This window comes from Sporomusa aerivorans, from assembly GCF_041428895.1.
GTDB lineage: Bacteria > Bacillota > Negativicutes > Sporomusales > Sporomusaceae > Sporomusa > Sporomusa aerivorans.
Map to the genome: position 1 here is coordinate 2,147,229 of NZ_CP156926.1, position 22,727 is coordinate 2,169,955.

Below are 22,727 nucleotides of genomic sequence, written 5' to 3' on the forward strand. Positions count from 1 at the left end.
ACTCGTCATTGCGAGGAGGCACGACGAAGCAACCTTCTTCCTGCATTGCCTGGCACTAGGAGATTGCTTCACTGCGTTCTGAGTGACAGTAAATTAATTTAAAACGAGGAGGAATCTACATGCAATTTGAATTGAACGAAGAGCAAAAAATAATGCAAAAAATGGCGCGGGAGTTCGCTGAGAAAGAGGTGGCTCCAGGCGCGGCTGAGCGGGATGAAAAGAGCCAAACTTCGCGTGCGCTTTACAATGCCATGGGGGAAATGGGTTTTACCGGCATCTGCTTTCCGGAAAAATACGGCGGAGCCGATGGTGACTATATTAGCTACATGCTTGTGCTTGAAGAGATTGCTAAGGCTGACAGCGGCATGAATACCGTTTTATCAGCGTCAGTATCGCTCTGCGCCTGGCCAATCTATGCCTTTGGCACCGAAGAACAAAAACAGAAATACCTTGTACCGCTCGTGGAAGGCCGGACAATGGGAGCTTTTGGCCTGACTGAGGCCAATGCCGGTACGGATGCTGCCTCACAGCAGACGGTAGCTGTCCGTGATGGTGACAACTACATAATCAATGGTAGCAAGCTCTTTATCACCAATGGCGGTGAGGCCGAAACCTATGTCATCTTTGCTATGACTGACAAAACCAAGGGCGTAAAAGGCATCAGTGCGTTCATTCTTGAGAAAGGCATGCATGGCTTCTCTTTCGGTAAAGAAGAACACAAAATGGGTATTCGTTCCTCACAGACCCTGGAGCTTATCTTCCAGGATATCAAAGTACCGGCAGCAAACCTCTTAGGCAAAGAAGGCGAAGGCTTTAAAGTTGCCATGGCCACACTGGACGGCGGCCGGATTGGCATCGCTGCCCAGGCTCTCGGTATCGCCCAGGCAGCCCTTGACCATGCCGTCAAGTATGCGAAAGAGCGGGTGCAATTTGGCAAACCTATCGCCGCCAATCAGGCTATTGCGTTTATGCTTGCCGACATGGCTACCAAAGTTGATGCCGCCAGACTGCTCACCTACCGGGCTGCGTATCTCAAGCAAGCAGGTTTGCCCTATTCCAAGGAATCAGCCATGGCCAAAATGTACGCTGGCGATGCGGCCATGTCAGTTACCACCGACGCCGTACAAATCTTCGGCGGCTACGGCTATAGCAAGGAATATCCAGTAGAACGCTTGATGCGTGACGCCAAAATCACTCAAATCTATGAAGGCACGAACCAAGTACAGCGCATGGTCGTCTCCAGCGCACTGTTAAGATAAGGAGGCTAAAGACAAGAATGGAAATCATCGTCTGTGTTAAGCAAGTGCCTGACACTACTGAAATAAAGATCGATCCGGTCACCAATACGCTTATCCGCCAAGGTGTGCCGAGCATCGTCAATCCGTTTGATAAAAACGCTCTGGAAGCGGCGTTGCAATTGAAAGCACAATATGGCGGCAACGTAACCGTAGTATCAATGGGGCCGCCGCAAGCCAAGGAAGCCTTGAAAGAATGCCTGGCAATGGGAGCCGATAAAGCAATCTTGGTCAGTGATCGGGCGTTTGGCGGTGCAGACACGCTTGCAACCAGCTATACATTGGCGGCGGCAATTCGCAAGCTTGATAAATATGATATCATTCTTTGCGGAAAACAAGCCATAGACGGGGATACCGCGCAAGTCGGGCCGGAAATTGCCGAGCATTTAGGGATTGCGCACGTAACCTTTGTCGCTAAAATTGCAGTCGAAGGCCATACTGCCAAGGTTGAGCGTGAACACGAAGAAGGGTATGAAGTACTTGCAGTGAAACTGCCAGCCCTGATTACAGTTATTAAGACCCTTAACTATGAGCCGCGTTATCCGACAGTAAAAGGCAGTATGAAAGCGAATCGGGCTGAAATAGCTGTATGGACAGCGGCAGACCTTTGTGTTGCAGAGACGCAACTGGGGCTTAAAGGATCACCGACGCAAGTGCGGAGGATTTTCACCCCGCCGCAGCGGGGGCAGGGAATCGTGATCCAAAAGGATACGGTGGGGGAAGCCGTAGACGAACTCTTAGCAAAACTTACTGATGCCAAGATTGTGTAACGAAAGGGGAAACAGAGCATGGCTGTATTAGTAACAGAAGAATGTATCGGCTGCGGTGCCTGCCAGTCCGCATGTCCATTCGGCGCTATTGAAATGCCGGAAGATAAGGCATGTATTACCGATAGCTGTACTCAGTGCGGTGCTTGTATAGATAGTTGTCCGGTACAGGCCATTGTCCGGCAGGGAGAAAGCAAAGCAGTCAGTATGGATAAAAACGAATATAAAAACGTATGGGTCTATATCGAAGTTTCGGAAGGGAAACTTCGCAACGTTGGGTTGGAACTTTTGGCAGAGGGGCGCAAGCTTGCAGACGCAATGGGGCAGAAGCTGGCGGGTGTGCTTATTGGGGATAATGTTGAAGGACTAACGAAAGAAATTTTTGCCGCAGGTGCAGATACTGTGTATCTGGTGCAAGCCCCGGAACTGGCACGATATAGTACAGATGGCTATAGCGCCGTTATCGTTGATCTGATTAAATCATACAAACCGTCTGTTATTCTGCTGGGAGCAACTAATGATGGACGAGACCTGGGACCGCGCGTGGCTTGTCGTGTCGGGACAGGTCTGACCGCCGACTGCACCGGTCTTGGCATTGACGAGGCAACAGGATTGGTTGCCTGGACGAGACCGGCATTTGGCGGCAATATTATGGCGACAATTCTCTGCCCGGATCACCGACCGCAAATGGGAACTGTCAGACCATCGGTATTTAAGCGGCCAGTTCCGGATTATGCTAAAAGCGGTGAGTTGATTCGTGTGCCCAGCAAGGTAAAAGCCGAAGATATTCGAACTGAATTTCTTAAACTTCTTCAAGTTTGCACCGGTCCGGCCTGCAATCTTGAAGAAGCGGAAATTATTGTTTCCGGCGGCAGAGGTGTCGGCAAACCGGAGAACTTCTGCTACTTGGAAGACCTGGCAAACGTCCTGGGCGCATCAATAGGCGCATCACGCGCAGCAGTGGACGCCGGCTGGAAACCTCAGATGCATCAAATTGGACAAACAGGTAAAACGGTTGGCCCCAGAATTTATATTGCATGCGGTATTTCCGGAGCTATTCAGCACTTGGCCGGCATGTCATCCTCGGATATTATCATCGCCATCAATAAGGATCCCGATGCACCGATTTTCAAAATGGCCGACTATGGGATCGTAGGCGATCTCTGCGAAGTACTCCCAGTGCTGACGGAAAAGTTTAGGAAGATTAAAGCTGGGTAATCGTATTTTAAGGAAGAAAATAGCACAGTAATCAGGAAACGTATAGCTCATAATCACTTGCAGAAAATAGTGCAACCGATTTTTTTCGGCTGCACGGATATTAAGTCAGAGGTGACAGGGTACGGATATTAATAACATGAAGAATACTCTGCAGCTTTTCCGTAATGGGCAAGTTACTATGGAAGAGGTACTGAATCAACTAAAAACATATACTTACGAGGATATCGGCTATGCTAGGATTGATCATCACCGGGCGGTGCGGCAGGGGTTTCCGGAAGTGGTATTTTGCCAGGGGAAAACTGTGTCGCAGGTCGCTGAGATCATGCACAGACTGGCAGCTGTATCCCCTAATGTATTAGGAACTCGGGCAAATGCAGAAATGTTTGCAGCAGTTAAAGAGCGGGTACCTGAAGCCTGCTACTCCGAAATCGCCCGATTCATTACGGTGGAGCGCCAAAAAGCGGTGGCCGATCCAGAGCGGTATATAGTAGTCATATCCGCCGGAACCGGTGATATGCCTGTCGCGGAAGAGGCAGCTATTACTGCGGAGATTATGGGCAATAAGGTAAAACGGCTTTATGACGTCGGCGTGGCGGGTATTCATCGGCTGTTTGACCAACATGAGATAATTTATCAGGCGAATGTCTGTATTGTGGTTGCAGGCATGGAAGGTGCTCTAGCCAGTGTGGTTGGCGGTTTGGTGGCAAAGCCTGTTATCGCTGTTCCAACCAGTGTGGGCTATGGTGCTAATTTGCATGGGTTTTCCGCCCTATTGTCCATGCTTAACAGTTGTGCGGCAGGAGTTGGTGTTGTCAATATAGATAACGGCTTTGGGGCCGGTCGGCTAGCCAGTATTATTAATTCTATGCGTTGATGCGGCTTTAGATAAAAGGGGGGGGGAGAGCCATGAAAGAGCTTCAGCAAAAACTAGACCGGCTTATCGATATGCTTCGAATGATGGTAGTGTTGTAGTCGGGTTTTCCGGCGGAGTGGACAGTAGCTTTTTGGCAGCTGCTTCTCAAAGGGTCTTAGGAAACAAAGCAATTGCCATAACCGCATGTTCAGCAACACTGCCTGAACGGGAAGCCCGCGAAGCGGAAAGCTTTGCAAGGTCAATTGGGATTCAGCATAAACTTATCCCTATCAATGAGCTAGAGAGTCCCGATTTTGTAAAAAATGATTCAGACCGTTGCTATTATTGTAAAAAAAAAACGCTTTTCAACATTAGCGGACTGGGCTATAACCAAAAATTATAAATGGGTTCTTGAAGGTTCAAATGCGGATGACGTGAACGATTACCGTCCGGGAATGAGAGCGATCCATGAACTGGAAACGGTGAGAAGTCCTTTATTGGAATTAGGATTCAGCAAACAAGACATAAGAGATGTTTCGAAGGAATGGGGGCTACCAACTTTTAACAAGCCAAGTGCAGCCTGCTTGTCTTCGCGGATTGCCTACGGTTTGCCGATTACCTCTGAGCGAATGCGGCAGGTTGAGGTTGCCGAAGAAATACTAAAAAAATACTTTACGGGTCAGGTAAGGGTAAGATATCATGACAATTTGGCACGGATTGAGATAGAAGATGAGCAAATGAGTATTTTGGATAATAAGGACATAGTTCGCAGTATTGTTGATAACTTAAAAAACTGGGATTTACGTTTGTTACATTGGATCTTTCCGGGTACATAGCGGGCAGTATGAATCAGGTACTTGAAAAGTAATCTTTATTGAAAGGGAATAATATGCGGGCACTTTATTTGGATTGTTTTGCTGGCATTAGCGGGAATATGTTTGTAGGAGCGCTGTTAGATTTAGGGGTGCCGGAAGAGCAATTACGTAAAGAATTAGCTAAATTACCTATTGGCGGCTATGATTTGGTTATTAAAAAAGTTACTAAATTGGGCATACAGGCTACATACTTTAATGTGAAATTAGGCTGGTTTCCCCGTAAATATCGGTATTTACCTGATATCTTGGAACTAATTAATCATGCTCCGTTGGATGAACAGATAAAGGTAAAAAGCAAACATGTATTTTGCAGACTGGCTGAAGCTGAAGCAAAAGTCCATGGTATTGCTGTTGATAAAGTTCATTTTCATGAAATTGGTGCTGTAGATACTATCGTCGATATCGTTGGTACAGTTTTCGGACTTCGCTTTCTAGGAATTGAACAAATTTTTGCCTCTAAGCTGTATACGGGTAAAGGATTCGTAAAATGCAGCCATGGAGTAATGCCAATACCAGCACCGGCTACTGCGGAATTATTACGTGGTATTCCATATGAGCCGGGTGAAATAGAAAGAGAAATGGTGACGCCGACCGGTGCAGCATTGGTTGCCACTTTATGTACGAACACCCAGGGAATGCCGACTGACTTTGTTAGTGAGAAAAATGGTTATGGTGCCGGAACCTGGGATGTTAAGATTCCCAACACACTACGAGCCGTACTAGGGGTAACAAACGTTCAAGTCAGAATAGAGCAGAGGAAAAATACTGCGGGACTTTCATGAAAGCAGCGCGCTGTATGGAGGAACATGATAACTATGAGTGAATATACTAACCTTTTATTAGAAGTTGCCGACAACATTGGTATCGTAACTATCAATCGGCCTAGGTTTCTTAACGCATTGAACGTTGCAACGGTATACGAATTGGATCGAGTGGCAGATGAACTAACTAAGAATGAAAACGTAAAAGTGGTCATCATCACTGGTAAGGACAAGGCCTTCGTGGCAGGAGCCGATATTACCGAAATGCAGTCTATGACGGCGATTGAAGCACGTTCCTGGGGGCAACTAGGGCAGGCCGTTTTCAGTAAGATAGAAAACCTACCTAAGCCAGTTATTGCCGCAGTTAACGGGTTTGCACTGGGTGGCGGTTGTGAGCTAGCTATGGCTTGTGATATACGAATCGCTTCTGACAAGGCTAAATTTGGGCAGCCGGAAGTGTCTTTGGGTATTATACCGGGTTTTGGCGGAACTCAACGGTTACCAAGACTGGTTGGTAAAGGCAGAGCAAAAGAAATCCTGTTTACAGGTGAAATCATTGATGCGCCTGAAGCATACCGCATCGGACTGGTTAATAAAGTGGTTGCACCTGATGAATTGATGAGTGCCGCCATTGCTATGGCTCATAAGATCATGTCCCAGGCGCCACTCGCAGTTCAAGGCTGCAAAACGGCAGTGAATATTGGGCTGAATTCTGACTTGGAATTCGGTGTGGCTTATGAGGCAGAAGTGTTCGGCCTATGTTTTGCCACTAGCGATCAGAAAGAAGGTATGATTGCTTTCTTGGAAAAACGCAAGGTAAGTTTTATTGGGAAATAGCACGAAACGAGGATTTCTGGATTTATTTCAAAAAGAAATTATCAATCAGGGGGAGTTGTCGGGACGTACACTTTATTTCTGTTGTTCACCCGGATCCTGATCCTCCTTTAGCGGCATAATCAAGTGTTGCTGCGAAGCAGATTTTGCATCCTCTTGCTAGATTGTAGTTGACAGACAGAATTTATTATGATATTGTGTATATGATTTATAATAATAAATATAATAATTTAGTTAATAAAATCATTTTATAACTCCATCATTAAAAAAAGTAGCCTTCAAGCGTGGTAAACGTATTATTAAACGAATAAAGAAATAGCATTTTTAGGCAAAGCTGCCGCAAAACGTTTTTGAAAAAAATTTTGCGGCAGCTTTTTTTTATTAAGATAAGTTATTAATCTGAAGATACATATTGACATTAAATATTATGAATTGTATTATTATAATAATATTTATAATGAGGGCTGTAATAATGGATAGATTTGAAAAAATGGTTGCTATCGAGCCAACCAAACTTCCGCCGGAATGGGACCAGCGTCTGGCTGGTTATGCGAGAGCAGCAGAGTTTTATCAGGACATTCCGAAAGGCGACAGCCAAATCATTCAGCGGATCGGCAACGCTGAATGTGTTATGCTCAGCTATACAACAAGCATTGACCGGGTAGTGCTTAATGCCTGCCCCAAAATTCGGTATATTGGCATGTGCTGCAGCCTCTACGCTCCGGAAAGTGCCAATGTTGATATTCATAGCGCAAATGCTAAAGGGATCGTTGTCACCGGCGTTCGGGATTATGGCGATGAAGGTGTTAAGGAATATGCCGTCAGCGAATTGGTAAGGCTGATCCATGGACGCGGCGGCGTTATGTGGAAAGATGAGCCGACGGAATTGACGGGCCTTAACATTGGCATCGTGGGATTAGGCACCGTTGGTAGTATGCTTGCCCGTACCTTCCAGTTTTTTGATGCAAATGTTTACTACTTCAGCCGCACCCGCAAACCGGCGTTTGAAGTTATCAATAACTGTACTTACCTCCCTCTGGATGAACTGCTTGCCAAAACCGAGATTCTGATTACTTGCCTTAATAAAAATGTAGTTTTGTTAGGACGGCGGGAATTTGGCCTGTTTGGTTCCGGAAAAATCTTGATGAACACCTCGATCAGCCCTTCCCATGAAATACCCGCCTTGCGGGATTGGCTGCAAACCTCCGGCAACTATGCCATCAGCGATACTGTAGCCGGTCTGGGTGAAGAAATCGCTTCTCTGCCGAACGCCTTTTGTGGCAGCCGCTCCGCCGGGCTTACAGCGCTGGCAAAGCAGCGGTTGGCGCAAAAGGTCATCGCCAATATTGAGTCTTTTCTGGCTGCTTCGATTGAATAAGCCAATTCTCGGAGAAAAAAACAAAAAGTCCAGGGCATAAAGCCTTGAACTATAAATGCTTCCGGTTTTGCCGGGAGCGCACAAAATCATAATGGGAGGAATCAACATGAGAAAAGTACTGGGTACCGCTGCCATTGGCCATTATTCCCAACTGACAGAGGGTTTTGTATTTACCTCAGGTCAGCTGCCAATTGATGTTTAAAACCGGGATGATGCCTGATGACATCGCTGTCTAGACCGAGGTTCACTGAAAAATGTGGCCGCCATTCTTCAAGCGGCGAGAACATCCCTGGAAAAAGCCGTAAAGATGACGGTTTTTGTCCGGGATATGAACGATTTTGACAAAATCAACGCGGTCTATGCAAGCTTCTTTCAAGGAGGTGAAGCACCGGCAAGGTCATTAGTTCAGGTTGCAAGGCTGCCCAAGGACGCAGGGATCGAGATTGAATGCATCACAGTTCTGTAATAAGATGTGCCTGTTTCAACTATGGACAAAGTTGAAATAGTAAGAAAATTTAAAAAAGAGGAGATGCAACTATGGAAAACCAAGCAGTTGCACATACCGGCTCAATGGTGTATAGGAATGCGATGGAATTTGGGTTCGATACCCCTCACATATGCAATAATCATCTTTCGTGATAGTTCACGAGCCAGTATATTCAGTGACTGGTAAATGAATGAGTTAAGTAAAAAATGCTTCCTGTCTTTTGCACAATTGCCGTGTAAAAGACAGGAAGCATTTCAAATGGTTCGGGCACTCCCGAAGTCTAAGCTAACTCATGTCATCGGCATAAATGCGCAACATTCCGGTGCGGATGTTTTCTTTCAGTGCCTGCGAGTTGACCCAAAGGTGATCTTCCAGCAATTTGGTTGCCAGAGCCTCGTCATGTTTTAAAATGGCTTGGGCAAGATTAAGATGAGCGTGTACCAGTGTCTCGCGTACCGAATCTGTCTCAATATTTATTTTACGGACAAACCGGATTCTTTCGTAGACATTCTGTAAAAAAGCAATTCGTTCCGAATTGCCGCTCAATGCAACAATTCGCATGTGGAATAATTCATCAAGCTGGATCAACTTTTCTTGTGAAACACTTGTATAAGTGTCCTCAATTTTTTCCCAGTCAGACAAGATGGAAGAGATGTCATTGTCGGTTCCTTCCTGACAAACCTGCCGTACAGCCCCCAATTCCAGATCAAACCGTACACTGTACAGCTCTCTCATCTCTGTTTCGCTGAATTTGCGGCAGAAAAAGCCCTTGCCGGGGTCAAAGTAGGCAAAGCCACCCACCACCAGACGGTTGAGTGCTTCGCGTACAGGCACCCGGCTGATTTTCAGAATATCGGCAACGTCGACTTCGTTGATTTGCTTTCCCGGACGTATGGCGAAATCAATGGACATGTCTCTTATGTAGTCGTAGGCACGCTTGACAGCCAGTGTAGATGTTTCTTTTACCGCTTTATCTGTTCTTTTTTGTTTACTCATAGATTACTCCTCATAATTGGATGCGCTAGGAAATCCTTAATTAGTCTCAAGTTTCAACGCTAGCTTTGGATTATTATATTAATTATTATCACGGGAATATTATAACAGGTATATTTTTACTGTGCAAGTCTAAAAGACCTGCTAACTCAAGTCAAGAGAAAAATCAAAAAAGAGTAGCAAATAAATGCATAGCAAAGCAGAACGGCAGTTATGTGTAGCGTGCTTTTTATTGGAATATCTAAAATCAATCTTAACACCGTACTTAAAGTAGAAGAGAACAGTTTGGAGAATAACGCATGCCATAAGGCGCAAGGAACTATTAGAATTATCAAAACAGGCGGGGTTTTCCAATGGGATGGGGGAAGGTTTAAAAAGAAGAGTTTAAGCCATTAGCGTCGATGATAGCAAGTAAGGAAGTGTAGTGTTGTTATTTCTACAAAATGGTGAAAATTGCAGTGGAGGAGGAGAAACAAATGGATATTAAAAAATATGAAGTTTTACTCCATACCATTGATAAAGGAAGTTTTCTTAGGGCTTGTGAGGATCTGGGATATACTCAGTCCGGCATTACCCATATGATGAATAACCTGGAGAATGAGATCGGGTTTCCGCTTTTGCAAAGAAGTAATAAAGGGGTACAGCTGACACCGGAAGGGAAAAAGGTACTCCCTACAATACGGGAACTGGTGAACTTCAATAATAAACTGAATCAGGAAATTGATTTAATCAAAGGATTGGAGACCGGTAAGGTGCGGATTGGCAGCTTTGTTACAGTGGCCTGTGCCTGGCTACCAAGAGTGATTCAAACCTTTCAGGGAAAATATCCGGGCATTCAAATTGAACTTTTTGAGGAAAACAGCATATGGCGCTTGGAAGAATGGCTACAGGAAGGTTTCATCGACATATGCTTTTTCAGTAAACAGCCTTATCATACTTTTGAATGGATTGACTTGAAAAAAGATCCGTATTTGGCGGTTGTGCCGTCGAAGCATCCTTTGGCAAAACAGGAGCAGGTACCGGTAGAAGCTTTCGTGGAAGAATCTTTTCTCATGTTTAGATCCTTAGATGGGCCGGATCGGGATATAAGCAGTTATTTCAAGAGAATCGGAATACCGCTAAAATCAAAGTACTCTTGTAGTTCGGATTTCAGCGTTGTGTTTATGATAGAACATAATTTGGGAATCAGTATGATGCCCGAGTTGATCTTGGAGAAAATTATTCGCAATTACAGCATCAATGTGGTGACAAAACCTCTTTTTCCTCCTTTATATCGTCAACTGGGGTTGGCTGTTCGTTCTTTTCAAAATATTTCTCCGGCTATGGAGCGGTTTATTAAATGTACCAAGGATGTTTTGCTGAAAAAAAGTGGAAATGGTTAAATCACAACTGCGCCTGAAGAGGCGTGATACCTTCTTCTGCATTGATTACAGGGCCACTTTTACGTTTTCCTTTTTCTGTTGACATCTCATTGATGTCGACCGTGCTTTCATTACCCATACACCAGAAATGGTGATTGCCAAATTTGTATTTGAGATTGGTAAGCTCGAAGGCCATGCGCGAATTTGTCCTTTGAACTGCTACCATAGGGCTGTGCTTAGGCGATATTTTGAACTCCGAACTCCCTGTAAAAGTACCTAAGTAAGAGTAAACGGATATTTAAAGCTGCAACCCGCTACTAATGAGATGGGGTGCAGCTATTAGTGATTCGCCTAACCATGATGATCCTCCATAATTCTCATGAATAGGTTTTATGTTTGGCTCCTGGTTCTGGACACACATCTATCGTCGGACGATGGTTGCATTTTTTTGTGTCAAAATAGAGAGGTTGCGCTATACGGAGGAGGAAATGGTAAAATTATTAATATACTATGAGAAGTACTAATAGTCAATATGAAGAAGACTCTTTTTACTAAATGATCGAATTTTAATAATCTTATGACAAAGGAATATATGGGATAGGAATATCCTAAAGCCTGAATTTTAAATTGAGGGGAGAATGGTATTATGTTGACAGAACGCGTTAGGAAGCTAAAGCAAATGCAAAATAGTGTAAAGCCAAGCTTGAGTTCGGAAAGGGCAAGACTTGCTACGGAGGCCATTGAGCAATATGCAGCGGAGCCACCGGTATTGCAAAAAGCCTATATGTTAGCGCACATTTTGAAAAATACGACAATTTTTATGCAGGAAGGCGAATTAATTGTAGGCAATCATACGGATAAGCCGCGCTGTGCTCCGGTTTTCCCTGAATATAATTCAGAATGGATTGTGAAAGAAATTGATGACTTTGAAACCAGGCCAAGTGATCCTCTTGTATTGTTAGAGAAAGATAAAAAAGGATTGCTGCAAATTTTGCCTAAATGGAAAGACAGAAGTTTTGACAAAATCGTTGCAAGACATTTATCCGAGGAGGCAAAAAACGCTGAAGAAAGCGGAGTTATGACGATCGGAAACCGAGAGTGCGGAACGGGACACCTCAATCCGGATTACTACAATCTTTTGCGAAACGGCTTGAATTATTATAAGGAAAAATGTCAGAAGAAAATTGCAGAGACTGAAGTTGATTCTCCCGAGACCCTGGCAAAGGTAGATTTTTGGAACTCCGTTATCATCACTATTGATGCGGCCGGTGAATTCGCAAAACGTTATAGTGAATTGGCGGGCAAATTAGCGGCAGAAGAACTTGATCCGATTAGAAGGCAGGAATTGCTAGAAATCAGTGAAGCGTGCAAAAATGTACCTTTAAACCCAGCAAAGACCTTTTTGGGGGCCGTGCAGTTTGTATGGTTCATACATCTCATCATCAGCATTGAGGCAAACGGTCACGGTACTTCATTCCACCGATTTGACCAATATGTAAATGATTTCTATGTAAAGGATTTGGCCGAAGGCCGTATCACTGAAGAAAAAGCGATAGAAATTTTACAATGCTTCTTCATCAAGATTACGGATATTATCAAACTTCGCGATAAGTTCTACAGTGCGTCCTTTGCCGGATATCCGATTTGGCAGAATCTTATTATCGGAGGACAAACAGCTGACGGAAAGGATGCAACCAATGAAACTTCTTTCTTAGTTTTAAAAGCTAACCGTGGTGTTCAGACTTCCCAGCCTACCGCTTCTGTACGTTACTTCGACGCCCTTTCAGAGGAACTGATGGAAGAATCATTGAAAATGATTCAGGATGGATTGGCTACGCCGGCATTCTTCAATGATAACTTGGTTGTGCCGATCGTTATGGATAAGATGGGAGTATCTATTGAAGAAGCAAGAAACTGGGGGATTCAAGGTTGTGTTCAACCATGTGTTGCCGGATATTCTGACGGACGTCCGACTGTAGGATATGTAAACCTCTTGAAGTGTATAGAACTAGCTCTGCACAATGGGGTAAATCCGGTAAATGGCGAACAGCTTGGACCCAAAACAGGCGAGCTCAATACTTTAGATAGCTTAGAAAAATTGACAAAGGCATTTTATACACAAATCGATTATTTTGTAGATCTCATGCTGAAAGGTTTCAATGTGGTAGGCTCTATGCATGCAAACCGTGAACCGGTAGCTTTTGCGTCCATGACGATTAATGATTGTATTGAAAAAGGAAAATCCGTCCAACACGGAGGAGCAAGGTATTCCGAATCCGGAGCATTTATTTGCGGTATCGGAAATGCAACCGATGCATTGGCAGCAATTGATACTTTAGTATTTAAGAAGAAAGTACTCGATATGAATCAGCTGATGGATGCATTGCATGCAAACTTTGAAGGGAAAGAAGATATCCGGCTTACGCTTTTAAATAAAGCTCCCAAATATGGAAACGACAATGACTATGTGGATGCGATTGCGGCTGACATTGTTAAGCATTATAGAGAGAGTTTATCCAGATATCGTGATTCCAGAGGCGGAAAGTATGTAGTTGTAGTAGAATCTCAGTCTATGAACGTATCTCAAGGCAAGTGTGTCCTGGCTTCTGCTGACGGAAGATTTGCTGGAGAAGCATTGAACGATAATTGTTCCCCTGTAATGGGAAGAGATGTGAACGGTCCGACAGCAGCTGTTAAATCGGTAGCGAAATTGGATCAAAAGAATGCACAGGATGGCTGCTTATATAATATCAGATTTGAACCCAGGAGCGTTCAAGGGATAAAAGGTCGAAAAGTCTTAAAAAGTGTAGTGAAGACATATTTTGATAATATGGGAGAACACATTCAAATTAACGTTGTAAATAACGAAACCCTTAAAGCGGCGCAGAATGAACCTGAAAAGTATCGCGATTTGCTAGTGCGTGTAGCCGGATATCTTGCTTACTTTACTGAACTTGATCGTGATGTACAGGATAATATCATATCGAGAACAGCGCATGAACCGAATTAGTTGCTAGCGATGAACAAGGCAAATTATATTGGGGGATTGCAGCGTTTCTCTACGGAAGACGGTCCGGGTATCCGTACAACCATCTTCTTTAAAGGCTGTCCGTTAGCTTGTGCGTGGTGCCATAATCCGGAATTGTCCAGTGCATCGTTTTATCTTCACTACAAAAAAAACAAATGTATTTTATGCGGTCGCTGTATAGAAGTCTGTCCGGTAAATGCCATATCCGCAGGGGATCATGAAATTGTCATCGACAGAGAAACATGTATAGCATGTAGAAAATGTATTGAATTTTGTTGCTCCGGTGCACTATATACAAAGTCAAATGAATACAGTTTGGAGGATTTAATCGTTGAATTTGAAAAGGATAAACAATTCTTTGATAATTCAGGCGGCGGAATCACTTTAAGCGGAGGGGAGGTTTTAGCAAACAGTGAGTATGCGATCGCTGTAGCAAAGGTAGCGAAAAAGAGAAACATAGCTGTAGCAGTTGAAACAAGCGGTTTTGGTAAATACGAAGAGTTGCGTGCATTAGCAGAAATATGCGATGATATTCTCTTTGATATAAAGCATATGAATTCAGAACTGCATAAAAAGTATACAGGTGTTTCCACAGAATTGATATTGAAAAACCTAGAAAAACTGGCAGCAGATCCGAATATCCGAAATAAAATAACGATCCGAGTGCCTTTCATTCATCATGTCAATGACGATGCGGAAAATGTGGAACAGCTTTGTAATTTCATGATTGCAAACGGTTTAAAAAAAGTAAATATATTGCCTTATCATAATATGGGAATCGCTAAAGGTAAAGAAATGGGGCTGTTACAGCAGGAATTTGAGACACCACTTGATGAGGTATTGATAAGGACAAAAGAAAAATTTCTTAAGAAGGGTATACAGGTAGAAGTTCTTGGCATGGATGATGAATAAACAGGGACTTGAATTTCAAAAAAAGAACGGTATCAGAACTAAATAAGGTTGGAGATAATGCTCCCTACAATGAAATTTGGAGGGAGCATTATCATAATTTTTTAGAGAAATGAGTAACACCATTCCAATAACTTTTGCGTTTCTAAACTCTCTTTACCGACACTAAGTCCAAGGTAAGGTGAACTTCCCTGGAGGTCAGCCTTGGGCTTTTTGCTTTAGGCTTAATCTATGAGGCGTCAAAATACAATCGCACCGAACAAACCAGGTCGCAAGCTACTGCTGTTTATCTTTTGCCTGTTCTGTATCATAGTTTAGCAAATGCAGGTTGTCTGAATGCAGACCATTCTCATTTTAGAACCTGACTTGCAGGTTTCATTTCAAGAGTATGAAAAAATACTATTGCACGAATTTGTGAAATCACCATCCTAATTTGGAACTGGCTTAAATTTCTTAGCTTGGTCTGGAGTTTCGTTACTCGCCGCCGCTGGTGGCCTCTATAAAAGTCTGCCAGCGGCAAAAAAAAATTTACAAAAAAGGCAGCTCAATCTCCGGCCAGCATTCTGGTCGACTTGATCGAGCAGTGCAGTATCCCGGCTCGATACTGTCAAGAGTGTTTCGAAATTAGTTTGCAGTCCAATGAAAAGAAGCTCAACCAGCAATTCGCGAAAATGAGTTTTATCAGGGCCTTTAGAATTCATCATGTTTCCAGGCAATCTTACGTTGCTTTTCTTCCCGCTCGGCTGCCGTTTTGGCCGAAGAATCAAATAGGCAATTATCCTCTTCGGAAATCCTGGCAACAGCCGCGCAAGCGGCTGGTTCAGCAGCGAAGGAATGGGCAATTAGGGAAACTGCATCAGCAGAAGTGGATATGCCTTTGGCAGCGTAGCGGATGTTTTGCCGCTGAGCGGTAAGCACCTGTTTTTCTGTGGCTGCAAGAAGATGAGCCAGCTCGTTTTCCTGGTTTCTTAGTTCGGCCTGACGATTTGTCAGGCGCTGCATTTCTTTTCCTATGGATTGGTTTTTCTTTAAAATTCCGGCTGTGATAGCGGATAGCTTTTCTTTAGCCTGTGGCGTTGCAGTTAGTTGTTCAATTTCTTTTTCCAGAAACGAGATGCGTTCCTTTAAGGCAGTATGCGTATGAGTTGCGGCAAGGGTTTGCATCTTTTGTGTTTTAGCAGCTATTTGAGCATTTTGATATTGGTGGTGGGTTTGGGTGCTTAGGATTTTATCATACCATTTCGGTTTATGCAGCATGGTCAATGCGTATTCACGGGAAAGGAGAGAATCTTCTGCGCTGCGTTTTTCGCGTTCTGAGTTGGATAGCTCTTTTTTTAGTTTTTGAAGCGCCTGAATTCTTCCTTCACTCAGACGATAGAGTGCAATAGTTTGGGCACGCTTTTCGGAAATATAGAGCGGGCGCAGTGCTTGTATCTCTTTTGTAATGCGCTTTTGTTCAGCGCGTAAGGAATAGAGTGCGATACGCAAAATACCCTGAACTTCCCGCGCGGTATAGCGCTGTTCTTGTGGTGTTTCTTTGGCTGACAGCTTTTTGACCAGAGCTGTTTCCTTAATTAGTTTTAAGCGAAAAAGTATGAGTTGGCGGATACGGTCTGTCGTTTCGCTTAGCTTATCCTGCATTATACGGTAGGCGTCTTGCTGCGGTTTTTGTGTAAGCAGAATCGCATTTGCTTTGCGGGTGACATAGGATTTTGCTTTTGGTGTGTTAAGTTTTTTGCGGAGTTCCTGTAGTGTGCTGCGTTGCTTTTGGCGCTCCGCCGCATTGGATTCCGCTATATTTTCCAGACGTTTTTGCTCAGTATGAAGTGCGGTAGTCTCTTTGGGCGAAGAAGCCGTTTTAAGGCGGCTTTCTATATCTTTCTGAGCGCGCTTTAGGAAAAAAAGATTTTCAGAGAACTGCGTGTCCTTCTGCCATGCGGACAAAAAATCCGGATTATTGAGTACTCTAATGTAGTCTTCCTGGGCTTTGCGAATTGCTTGTGGATAGGTAAGACGATCCTTTTCCCTATCTACTAAAACTGCGGCCTGCTTTTTAAGTTCTTCTTTTTGCAAAGAAATCTCTATAAGGGCAGCTTGCTCAAATGCTTCAAGCTGTGGTGCCTGTTGCAAATAGGTAAGACAAGCCCTATCTAGTCGATCTTTTTTATTCGCGAGCGAGGAAATGGAACGAAGCGCTTTGGCCGCTTGGCATGCTTTTCTCGTACAGTCTTCGAGGGCCTGGCCGAGAAGTGTTTCCTCTTCATTAAACTGCAAGATGGCCAGAGCTGATTCGCAGTAGGCAATTTGCTGGGACAAGGTTTTATTCTCTTGTTTTTGTAAGCCGGATAGATGTTTTTTCTCTTCACTGCATTTTTCCTGTATTGCTTCGAGGACAATGGATAAAGACCGTCTGTCGCGGTGTACTTCTTTTATCGTAGAAAAAACCGCTTTTTCCTGCTGGCTCATTTCGGAAAAACGCTCGGCAGCCAGGCAGTCGTCAAAATTCCGGATGTTTCGGCAGGCAAGATCCGTTGCTTTTTGAGCAGTGGCGAGGTCAAGGGGAGGAGACAGGGGCGATTCATCAGATGTGCTGTATAGTTGGACATCCGCTTGCGCGGTTAGCTTTTTTAATTTTCGCTCATTTTTATAGTTTTGTAATTTCTGCAGACGGTCGGCCGATTCAATTAATTGGCAAAGCTCTTTGCGGAGAGTACGGCGCTCTTTTATGGCAATTACCAGCGGATGATCCGGGGTATTCGCAACCGTTGGGCCGATGTGTTTTTCCGGTTCCAGGGAAAAGAGCTTCTCCGTCAAGGCATCCCCCTTCTGGGCGGCCTCCTGCCTGCGGGCGCGATAGGAGCGGTGGTCGACGTGTTCCACATGCCCATATTTTACCAACGACGTATTCGTCAATTTGGCAAAATCCTCGCGCAGATATAACAGATGGTTTCGGCCTTCTAGTTGTTTATTCCAGACGGGAGCAACGGCGCAGCCACCTTCGCGGCGCCGGTCCACGACGCTTCCGTCTTTACGGGTATAGAGCCGGCGGGCCTTTTGAAAAAAGCAGCGTGGCTGGCGCTCGCTTTCCTTTTCCAAGGCATCTAGTTTTCGCGGTGAAAACATAAGATGGCAGTGCAGGTTTTCTTCGCCTTCGCCCATAGCGGCCAGCTTGTTGTGGATGGCATATGAGTAATAATAGTCTGTTCCGAAATGTTTGCCGATAAATTCCTGAGCAAGTACAAGGTTTTGTTCCAGCGTCAGTTCGCTTTGCAGGGCAAATTCAATTTCCTTATAGGTATGGACAGAAGTTTCATAAGCGTCTGCGGCCCGAAAGAAGGCTTTCGGCGAATTCTTCGCCCACTCGGGGAGATGGTGTCCACCACAAATAAAACCTTCTTTTTGGCTGTGTTTTTCCTGCCGCGCAATATAGTCGAAGTGATCCGTAGCCGCGATATGGCCAGCACGCTTTTGATCAAGGTTTGCATACTTTCCCTCGCGGTGATTGTATTCGGCGTGATCGCTGGCCAGGATGATGCGTCCGCCCGGTGTTTTGTTGTCTTTGATCGTAAAATGATAAAGCGCCATGCTCCGTGTCCCTCCCTGAGAGGAATTTGCCAACCGCAGGTTCAGCGCAGCCGAAGGCAAGCGGCAGATGGGTTTGGCGCGACTTGACGAAATCGTCAAGTCATAAGTGCGCCTGTCTCTGTTTCGGTCTATTGTTTCATTTTCATTGTAGCATGGCTGCGAAAAAATCATGTTGCACGCTGCTGTAGGAGTTGCGCACACCGTCTATTCTAGGGGTTACGGGCTTCGTATAATGAAAAAAAGGCGGTGGGAGAACATGGATAGGCTAGCGGCAGTTGAGAAGAAAATCGAACAAGGGAAACTTGCTTTAAAGCGGTTGGATAAGGCCAACCGGTTCTTACTGCATAAATATAACGTTCGTATTTTCAACGATGCGTTGCAACAGGCCGGCTGGCAGAGTAAAGCGGAGTGGAGCGAGGAAGAATTTTTATTGCTAATCGGATTCCTGCGTGCTTTGAAATGCCGTGCTATTTCTGAAACTGATCGCCGCCTTTATCTGCACTTTGCAACAGGCGAAGCAGCAAAGAAAGAGGGGGATGGGTGATGACAGCGGCAAAACCAAAAACGATGGAAGAGATGGAAGATCGGCTTGGCATTCTTTACCGGCGCCGGCAGAAAGCGGAGCAGCGGCTGAAAAAGTCGACTGCGGAAATGAGAACTCTGCAAAAGAAAATCAGGGATTTGGAAGAGACAAAGTTTACCCGCGAGTGCCGAGACTTCGGCTTGCGCTTGGCACAGGAAAATCTCTCCCCAGGGCAGGTGGATATGGAAAAGGTCGCCCAAATGGTGGCGGCCAACCGTGGTGAATATTCGCGGTCGGCAGATTCGCCCTTGCCGGAAAATCCGCTTAACCAGGAAGTTGGGAGGAAGGCCGAATGAGAGTTTGGATTGCCGAAAAACCAAGTGTTGGGCGAGAACTGGCCAAATATTTAGGGAAGGGGGTGCAAAAGAGTGGACACATTGAAATTGCTGGGACAAGTGATGTGGTGACCTGGGTGTTTGGGCATATTCTGCAACAGAAAACGCCGCAGATGTATGATCCGCTTTATAATTCGTGGTCGCCTGCGTTGCTGCCGATTGTGCCCCAAAGATGGGAGCTGTTCGTTAAGGCGGAAGCAAAAGAACAGTTTCAAACTATCAAGGATTTATTAAAACAGGCGGACGAAGTCGTGCACGCAGGCGATCCGGACAGGGAAGGCCAATTGCTGGTGGACGAGTTGCTGGAGTATTTGAAAAATAAAAGGCCGGTGAAAAGGCTTTTACTGAATGCTTTGGATGAAATCTCGATCAACCGCGCTTTGCGGAATTTGAGAAATAATGCCGACTTTCAGCCGCTCAAAGAATCGGCGCTCGCTCGCAGTCGCGCGGATTGGTTGATTGGTATGAATTTAACCCGCGCCTATACGGCCATGGCCAGGCAAGCGGGTTATGAGGAGGTCATGCGGATTGGCCGGGTCAAGACGCCGACCATGGCGCTGGTCGTGAAGCGCGAGCGGGAAATCCGGGCATTTCGGCCGACCAAGCATTACGGGCTTAAAGCGAATCTTGAACAAACGGGAAAATGCTTTTCGGCAGTATGGCTGATACCGGAGGAGTTTCCCGGCTGCGATAGTGAAGGGCGGATATTAAAACGAGAACTGGTGGAGAATGTTACTCAGGAAATTCTCCAGTTCGTAAAAAATGGCGAACCCTTTCGGATTGAAGATGTGACCAAAAAGGAATCCACAGAGGCACCGCTTCTTCCACTCAGCTTATCCGCACTGCAGATTCAAGCTGGTAAACTCGGCTATACGCCGCAGCAGGTCCTGGATCTAGCGCAAAAACTATATGAGTTAAAATTGACGACCTATCCGCGTTCCGACTGCGATTATTTGCCGGCAAGCCAGTTCAAGGATGCAAAAGTCATTTTTGATAATCTGGCATGGGCCGGCTGGCAGGCAGAAGTGGCAGGCGCAGATGTCAACAGAAAAAGCCGGGCCTGGGCCGATGAAAAGGTTTCGGCGCATCATGCGATTATCCCGACGACGCTCTTGTGCGATAAGGCAAGACTTACTAAAGAACAGCAAGATATTTACGCCTTAATTGCCCGTTCATATCTTGCACAATTCTATCCGTCGCATCGCTTCTCGAAGACTACACTTCGTATTCGTATCGGTAACCATACTTTTCAGGGGACCGGGAAAGTGGTCCTGGAAGAAGGCTGGAAGACATTGTATAAGGCAGAACCAGATAATGAAAGGCCAGATGAGGAAGCCGTTTTACCGGATCTGCAAAATGGGGATGAAGTAAGCTTACGGGAAATGAATGTACAAGAGAAAATAACAAAGCCACCGAAGCGGTTCAATTTATCCAGCATTATTGAAGCCATGAAAAATATCCACCATTTTGTTCGGGAAGAGACTTTAAAGGCGCAGATGAAAGAATGCTCCGGTATCGGAACAGAGGCAACGCGGGCAGGAATTTTAGATGAACTCGTACAGGGGAAATTCCTGCGTATCGAAAAAAACATGCTGTATGCAACGGATATTGCAGAGAAGCTGTTTGACGCATTGCCGAAATCACTGGCTTATCCCGATATAACGGCAATTTGGGAGGACAAGCTTGCGCGCATCGCTAAAAACAATTTTTCCGCAGAAGCTTTTCTTGATTCGACCACGGAGTTTGTCAGAGAACTACTTGGAGAAGCTAAGGGAAAAACCATTTCAGTACTTGAAGGACAGATCCTATGCCCGGTTTGCAAAAAGGGAATTTTGAAGCGGCGCAGCGGCAAGAAACAAGGAACTTTCTTCTGGGGATGTTCGTGTTATCCTGATTGTCAAACTAGATATTCTGATAAACGAGGGAAACCTGATATCGGGTAAACCTAAAAACTGCCTTAGTCTTCCGGAAAGTGTGAAGACTAAGGCAGTTTTTTTATTTGACAAACTTTTCTGGTAAATTTGCCCAAACCATGTTTTCAACTGTTTTAGTTATATGAAGGGAAAATGTAGAGAGTATCTCTGCGGACACCAATAAATAGGACAAACCGTGCATTCGCATAGACCTCTCTTTGGTGAAAGGAGGTAATATGTTGGAATGCCAGGAGCGTTTTGATAGTTTTTGTAAAACCGTCTTACGGAACCATGCTCGCAACTACGATCAAGTGGTACGTCGTCGCAGCAGAAGAGAATGTTTCTCGGAAGATATTTGCGAAGACACAAGATTTCAGCGTTTCTTTTCTGTTGATCCTTTTCAAGATACTTATGTATTTCGTGTATTAGATATGGATGTGAGTGTGGAAGATGTACTTCTCGGCGCAGCTTTGCAAGAATTATCCGAGGAGAGAAGGGCAATCGTGCTATTGTCGTACTTTTTGGATATGACGGACAGCGAGATTGGTGCATGCCTGAATCTTATCCGCCGAACCGTGTCATATCGCAGAGGCACTACGCTAAAGCAATTAAAAAAGTATTTGGAGGATTTGACAAATGAGGAAAAAAGAAAACGCTAAATTAAAGAAATCTAATCGAAAACGCTTATTACTTCCGCTTGCTGTTATTTTAGCAGCTATGCGGGGAGAAGAACCTGCGATCAGGCAGGTGTTAACGTACTATGAACGTTATATAACGCGGCTGGCATCCAAAGAATTATATGATCGGTACGGAAATTTATATATTTGTGTAGATTATGAGTTGAAAACGGAATTGCAGAATAAGCTGATTGCTGGAATTTTGAAATTCCGTGCCATGTAAAGGAAGATGATCTTTGAAAAAGAAAGCGCAAAAGCGCAGTATAAACTTTGCGGATACAAGATAATGAAACTCCCGTATAGCTATAGTCCGAGCAGAGAAAAACTGTCGCAGGCAAAGGTACGGCTGCATAGAGGTGCAGGGGTGGAATTCCCGTGGGCATAGATGCCGTCCGCAAAGTTTTCTTTTATTTCAGTGAGGGGGAGGGCTTTATGGATAATAAGGCATTAACAATAAAAGTCATAACAAATACTCCGTCTGAAAAAGCACTACGGAGTTTTCGGATAAAATTATTTGAAATGCAGAGTAAGAAAACTATGCTTTCTTGTCCTAGCATTAAGAAAGCATGAGCGTTAATCTTTACTCATTTTGGGATCAGTTTGTTTTTTTGTTTTTTGACGACTTCCAGGCCCAAACGAATTAGTTCGGTCGTTGCTTCCGAGCGTGTCGGATAGCGTTTTTCAAAACGAAAATCTTCTATTTCCTTAAACATATTTTCATCTACGGAAACCATGAATCGTGGTTTGGTTGTTGCCATACTATCACCTCAACTTATCAATATTATAGCAAGGTTGATGCACTGATGTAAAGAAACATCTTGACAGGTGTATCACTGATGGACTATACTGAGAGTGGATACACTGATACACTGATA

22 protein-coding genes are annotated in these 22,727 nt (G+C 44.7%); 18 read left to right on the forward strand and 4 right to left on the reverse strand.

The annotated features are described in order from the left end of the window. The first annotated feature begins 119 nt into the window (after positions 1–119). From SATMO3_RS09820 to SATMO3_RS09865, 10 genes are all read left to right on the forward strand, one after another. A complete protein-coding gene (locus SATMO3_RS09820; protein WP_371380474.1) occupies positions 120–1,259 on the forward strand; it encodes an acyl-CoA dehydrogenase in 1,140 nt (379 codons plus the stop codon). A gap of 17 nt (positions 1,260–1,276) precedes the next feature. After that, complete coding sequence (locus SATMO3_RS09825) at positions 1,277–2,065, forward strand: electron transfer flavoprotein subunit beta (protein ID WP_371380475.1); 789 nt, start codon at positions 1,277–1,279, stop codon at positions 2,063–2,065. Between the two features lie 18 nt (positions 2,066–2,083). Then, the gene (locus tag SATMO3_RS09830; protein WP_371380477.1) at positions 2,084–3,280 is read left to right on the forward strand and encodes an FAD-binding protein; all 1,197 of its coding nucleotides are present in this window, start codon (positions 2,084–2,086) and stop codon (positions 3,278–3,280) included. A 136-nt stretch (positions 3,281–3,416) separates the two neighbouring features. Then, the gene (gene larB / locus SATMO3_RS09835; RefSeq protein WP_371380479.1) at positions 3,417–4,154 is read left to right on the forward strand and encodes a nickel pincer cofactor biosynthesis protein LarB; all 738 of its coding nucleotides are present in this window, start codon (positions 3,417–3,419) and stop codon (positions 4,152–4,154) included. Positions 4,155–4,269: 115 nt separating this feature from the next. Beyond that, positions 4,270–4,536, forward strand: a complete 267-nt coding sequence (locus SATMO3_RS09840) for a hypothetical protein (RefSeq protein WP_371380481.1) — start codon at positions 4,270–4,272, stop codon at positions 4,534–4,536. Beyond that, positions 4,457–4,969 (forward strand): hypothetical protein, encoded by a 513-nt coding sequence (locus SATMO3_RS09845; protein ID WP_371381834.1) that lies wholly within the window; start codon positions 4,457–4,459, stop codon positions 4,967–4,969. The genes SATMO3_RS09840 and SATMO3_RS09845 overlap by 80 nt, the downstream gene beginning before the upstream one ends. A 68-nt stretch (positions 4,970–5,037) precedes the next feature. Further along, positions 5,038–5,790, forward strand: a complete 753-nt coding sequence (locus SATMO3_RS09850; RefSeq protein WP_371380482.1) for a LarC family nickel insertion protein — start codon at positions 5,038–5,040, stop codon at positions 5,788–5,790. A gap of 33 nt (positions 5,791–5,823) precedes the next feature. Further along, positions 5,824–6,606 carry a short-chain-enoyl-CoA hydratase gene (locus SATMO3_RS09855; RefSeq protein ID WP_371380484.1) on the forward strand — a complete coding sequence of 261 codons (783 nt, stop codon included), beginning with the start codon at positions 5,824–5,826 and terminating at the stop codon, positions 6,604–6,606. Between the two features lie 469 nt (positions 6,607–7,075). Then, a complete protein-coding gene (locus SATMO3_RS09860; RefSeq protein WP_371380485.1) occupies positions 7,076–7,981 on the forward strand; it encodes an NAD(P)-dependent oxidoreductase in 906 nt (301 codons plus the stop codon). 256 nt (positions 7,982–8,237) lie between these two features. Continuing rightward, the gene (locus SATMO3_RS09865; protein ID WP_371380487.1) at positions 8,238–8,447 is read left to right on the forward strand and encodes a Rid family hydrolase; all 210 of its coding nucleotides are present in this window, start codon (positions 8,238–8,240) and stop codon (positions 8,445–8,447) included. Positions 8,448–8,753: 306 nt separating this feature from the next. On the opposite strand, the gene SATMO3_RS09870 is transcribed toward SATMO3_RS09865, so the two are convergent. Next, positions 8,754–9,464 carry a GntR family transcriptional regulator gene (locus SATMO3_RS09870; protein ID WP_371380489.1) on the reverse strand — a complete coding sequence of 237 codons (711 nt, stop codon included), beginning with the start codon at positions 9,462–9,464 and terminating at the stop codon, positions 8,754–8,756. Between the two features lie 473 nt (positions 9,465–9,937). On the opposite strand from SATMO3_RS09870, the gene SATMO3_RS09875 reads away from it, so the two are divergent. Beyond that, complete coding sequence (locus SATMO3_RS09875; protein WP_371380491.1) at positions 9,938–10,843, forward strand: LysR family transcriptional regulator; 906 nt, start codon at positions 9,938–9,940, stop codon at positions 10,841–10,843. 1 nt (position 10,844) lies between these two features. Here SATMO3_RS09875 and SATMO3_RS09880 read toward each other — a convergent pair whose 3' ends face one another. Further along, on the reverse strand, positions 10,845–11,018 hold the full coding sequence (locus tag SATMO3_RS09880; protein ID WP_371380493.1) for a hypothetical protein: 174 nt from the start codon (positions 11,016–11,018) through the stop codon (positions 10,845–10,847). 450 nt (positions 11,019–11,468) lie between these two features. Here SATMO3_RS09880 and SATMO3_RS09885 point away from each other — a divergent pair, with 450 nt between their 5' ends. Together SATMO3_RS09885 and SATMO3_RS09890 are read left to right on the forward strand one after the other, a co-directional pair. Then, positions 11,469–13,832 (forward strand): formate C-acetyltransferase/glycerol dehydratase family glycyl radical enzyme, encoded by a 2,364-nt coding sequence (locus SATMO3_RS09885; RefSeq protein WP_371380494.1) that lies wholly within the window; start codon positions 11,469–11,471, stop codon positions 13,830–13,832. A gap of 9 nt (positions 13,833–13,841) precedes the next feature. After that, positions 13,842–14,762, forward strand: coding sequence for a glycyl-radical enzyme activating protein (locus tag SATMO3_RS09890; RefSeq protein WP_371380496.1), 921 nt, complete (start codon positions 13,842–13,844; stop codon positions 14,760–14,762). A 687-nt stretch (positions 14,763–15,449) separates the two neighbouring features. On the opposite strand, the gene SATMO3_RS09895 is transcribed toward SATMO3_RS09890, so the two are convergent. Further along, positions 15,450–18,344 (reverse strand): MobA/MobL family protein, encoded by a 2,895-nt coding sequence (locus SATMO3_RS09895; protein WP_371380498.1) that lies wholly within the window; start codon positions 18,342–18,344, stop codon positions 15,450–15,452. A gap of 256 nt (positions 18,345–18,600) precedes the next feature. On the opposite strand from SATMO3_RS09895, the gene SATMO3_RS09900 reads away from it, so the two are divergent. The 5 genes from SATMO3_RS09900 to SATMO3_RS09920 all read left to right on the forward strand — a co-directional run bounded on the left by SATMO3_RS09900 (position 18,601) and on the right by SATMO3_RS09920 (position 22,075). After that, positions 18,601–18,888, forward strand: a complete 288-nt coding sequence (locus SATMO3_RS09900; protein ID WP_371380500.1) for a hypothetical protein — start codon at positions 18,601–18,603, stop codon at positions 18,886–18,888. Beyond that, complete coding sequence (locus SATMO3_RS09905) at positions 18,888–19,223, forward strand: hypothetical protein (RefSeq protein WP_371380502.1); 336 nt, start codon at positions 18,888–18,890, stop codon at positions 19,221–19,223. Before SATMO3_RS09900 ends, SATMO3_RS09905 begins: the two co-directional genes overlap by 1 nt. Further along, positions 19,220–21,205: a DNA topoisomerase 3 gene (locus SATMO3_RS09910; RefSeq protein WP_371380504.1), complete on the forward strand. Its 1,986-nt coding sequence runs from the start codon at positions 19,220–19,222 to the stop codon at positions 21,203–21,205. The genes SATMO3_RS09905 and SATMO3_RS09910 overlap by 4 nt, the downstream gene beginning before the upstream one ends. Positions 21,206–21,411: 206 nt before the next feature. Further along, entirely contained in the window at positions 21,412–21,834 is a 423-nt protein-coding gene (locus SATMO3_RS09915; RefSeq protein ID WP_371380506.1) for an RNA polymerase sigma factor, read from the forward strand. Further along, positions 21,812–22,075, forward strand: coding sequence for a helix-turn-helix domain-containing protein (locus SATMO3_RS09920; RefSeq protein ID WP_371380508.1), 264 nt, complete (start codon positions 21,812–21,814; stop codon positions 22,073–22,075). The genes SATMO3_RS09915 and SATMO3_RS09920 overlap by 23 nt, the downstream gene beginning before the upstream one ends. A gap of 361 nt (positions 22,076–22,436) precedes the next feature. Here the strand turns inward: SATMO3_RS09920 and SATMO3_RS09925 are convergent, their stop codons facing one another. Further along, complete coding sequence (locus tag SATMO3_RS09925) at positions 22,437–22,610, reverse strand: ribbon-helix-helix domain-containing protein (protein ID WP_371380509.1); 174 nt, start codon at positions 22,608–22,610, stop codon at positions 22,437–22,439. Between the last annotated feature and the right edge of the window lie 117 nt (positions 22,611–22,727).

Coding starts and splice junctions, on each gene's coding strand:
- SATMO3_RS09910 (WP_371380504.1), top strand. CDS start 19,220: ATGAGAGTTTGGATTGCCGAAAAACCAAGTGTTGGGCGAGAACTGGCC.
- SATMO3_RS09920 (WP_371380508.1), top strand. CDS start 21,812: ATGAGGAAAAAAGAAAACGCTAAATTAAAGAAATCTAATCGAAAACGC.
- SATMO3_RS09890 (WP_371380496.1), top strand. CDS start 13,842: ATGAACAAGGCAAATTATATTGGGGGATTGCAGCGTTTCTCTACGGAA.
- SATMO3_RS09860 (WP_371380485.1), top strand. CDS start 7,076: ATGGATAGATTTGAAAAAATGGTTGCTATCGAGCCAACCAAACTTCCG.
- SATMO3_RS09825 (WP_371380475.1), top strand. CDS start 1,277: ATGGAAATCATCGTCTGTGTTAAGCAAGTGCCTGACACTACTGAAATA.
- SATMO3_RS09905 (WP_371380502.1), top strand. CDS start 18,888: ATGACAGCGGCAAAACCAAAAACGATGGAAGAGATGGAAGATCGGCTT.
- SATMO3_RS09830 (WP_371380477.1), top strand. CDS start 2,084: ATGGCTGTATTAGTAACAGAAGAATGTATCGGCTGCGGTGCCTGCCAG.
- SATMO3_RS09820 (WP_371380474.1), top strand. CDS start 120: ATGCAATTTGAATTGAACGAAGAGCAAAAAATAATGCAAAAAATGGCG.
- SATMO3_RS09885 (WP_371380494.1), top strand. CDS start 11,469: ATGTTGACAGAACGCGTTAGGAAGCTAAAGCAAATGCAAAATAGTGTA.
- larB (WP_371380479.1), top strand. CDS start 3,417: ATGAAGAATACTCTGCAGCTTTTCCGTAATGGGCAAGTTACTATGGAA.
- SATMO3_RS09845 (WP_371381834.1), top strand. CDS start 4,457: ATGATTCAGACCGTTGCTATTATTGTAAAAAAAAAACGCTTTTCAACA.
- SATMO3_RS09900 (WP_371380500.1), top strand. CDS start 18,601: ATGGATAGGCTAGCGGCAGTTGAGAAGAAAATCGAACAAGGGAAACTT.
- SATMO3_RS09880 (WP_371380493.1), bottom strand. CDS start 11,018: ATGGCCTTCGAGCTTACCAATCTCAAATACAAATTTGGCAATCACCAT.
- SATMO3_RS09925 (WP_371380509.1), bottom strand. CDS start 22,610: ATGGCAACAACCAAACCACGATTCATGGTTTCCGTAGATGAAAATATG.
- SATMO3_RS09855 (WP_371380484.1), top strand. CDS start 5,824: ATGAGTGAATATACTAACCTTTTATTAGAAGTTGCCGACAACATTGGT.
- SATMO3_RS09895 (WP_371380498.1), bottom strand. CDS start 18,344: ATGGCGCTTTATCATTTTACGATCAAAGACAACAAAACACCGGGCGGA.
- SATMO3_RS09875 (WP_371380491.1), top strand. CDS start 9,938: ATGGATATTAAAAAATATGAAGTTTTACTCCATACCATTGATAAAGGA.
- SATMO3_RS09870 (WP_371380489.1), bottom strand. CDS start 9,464: ATGAGTAAACAAAAAAGAACAGATAAAGCGGTAAAAGAAACATCTACA.
- SATMO3_RS09915 (WP_371380506.1), top strand. CDS start 21,412: ATGTTGGAATGCCAGGAGCGTTTTGATAGTTTTTGTAAAACCGTCTTA.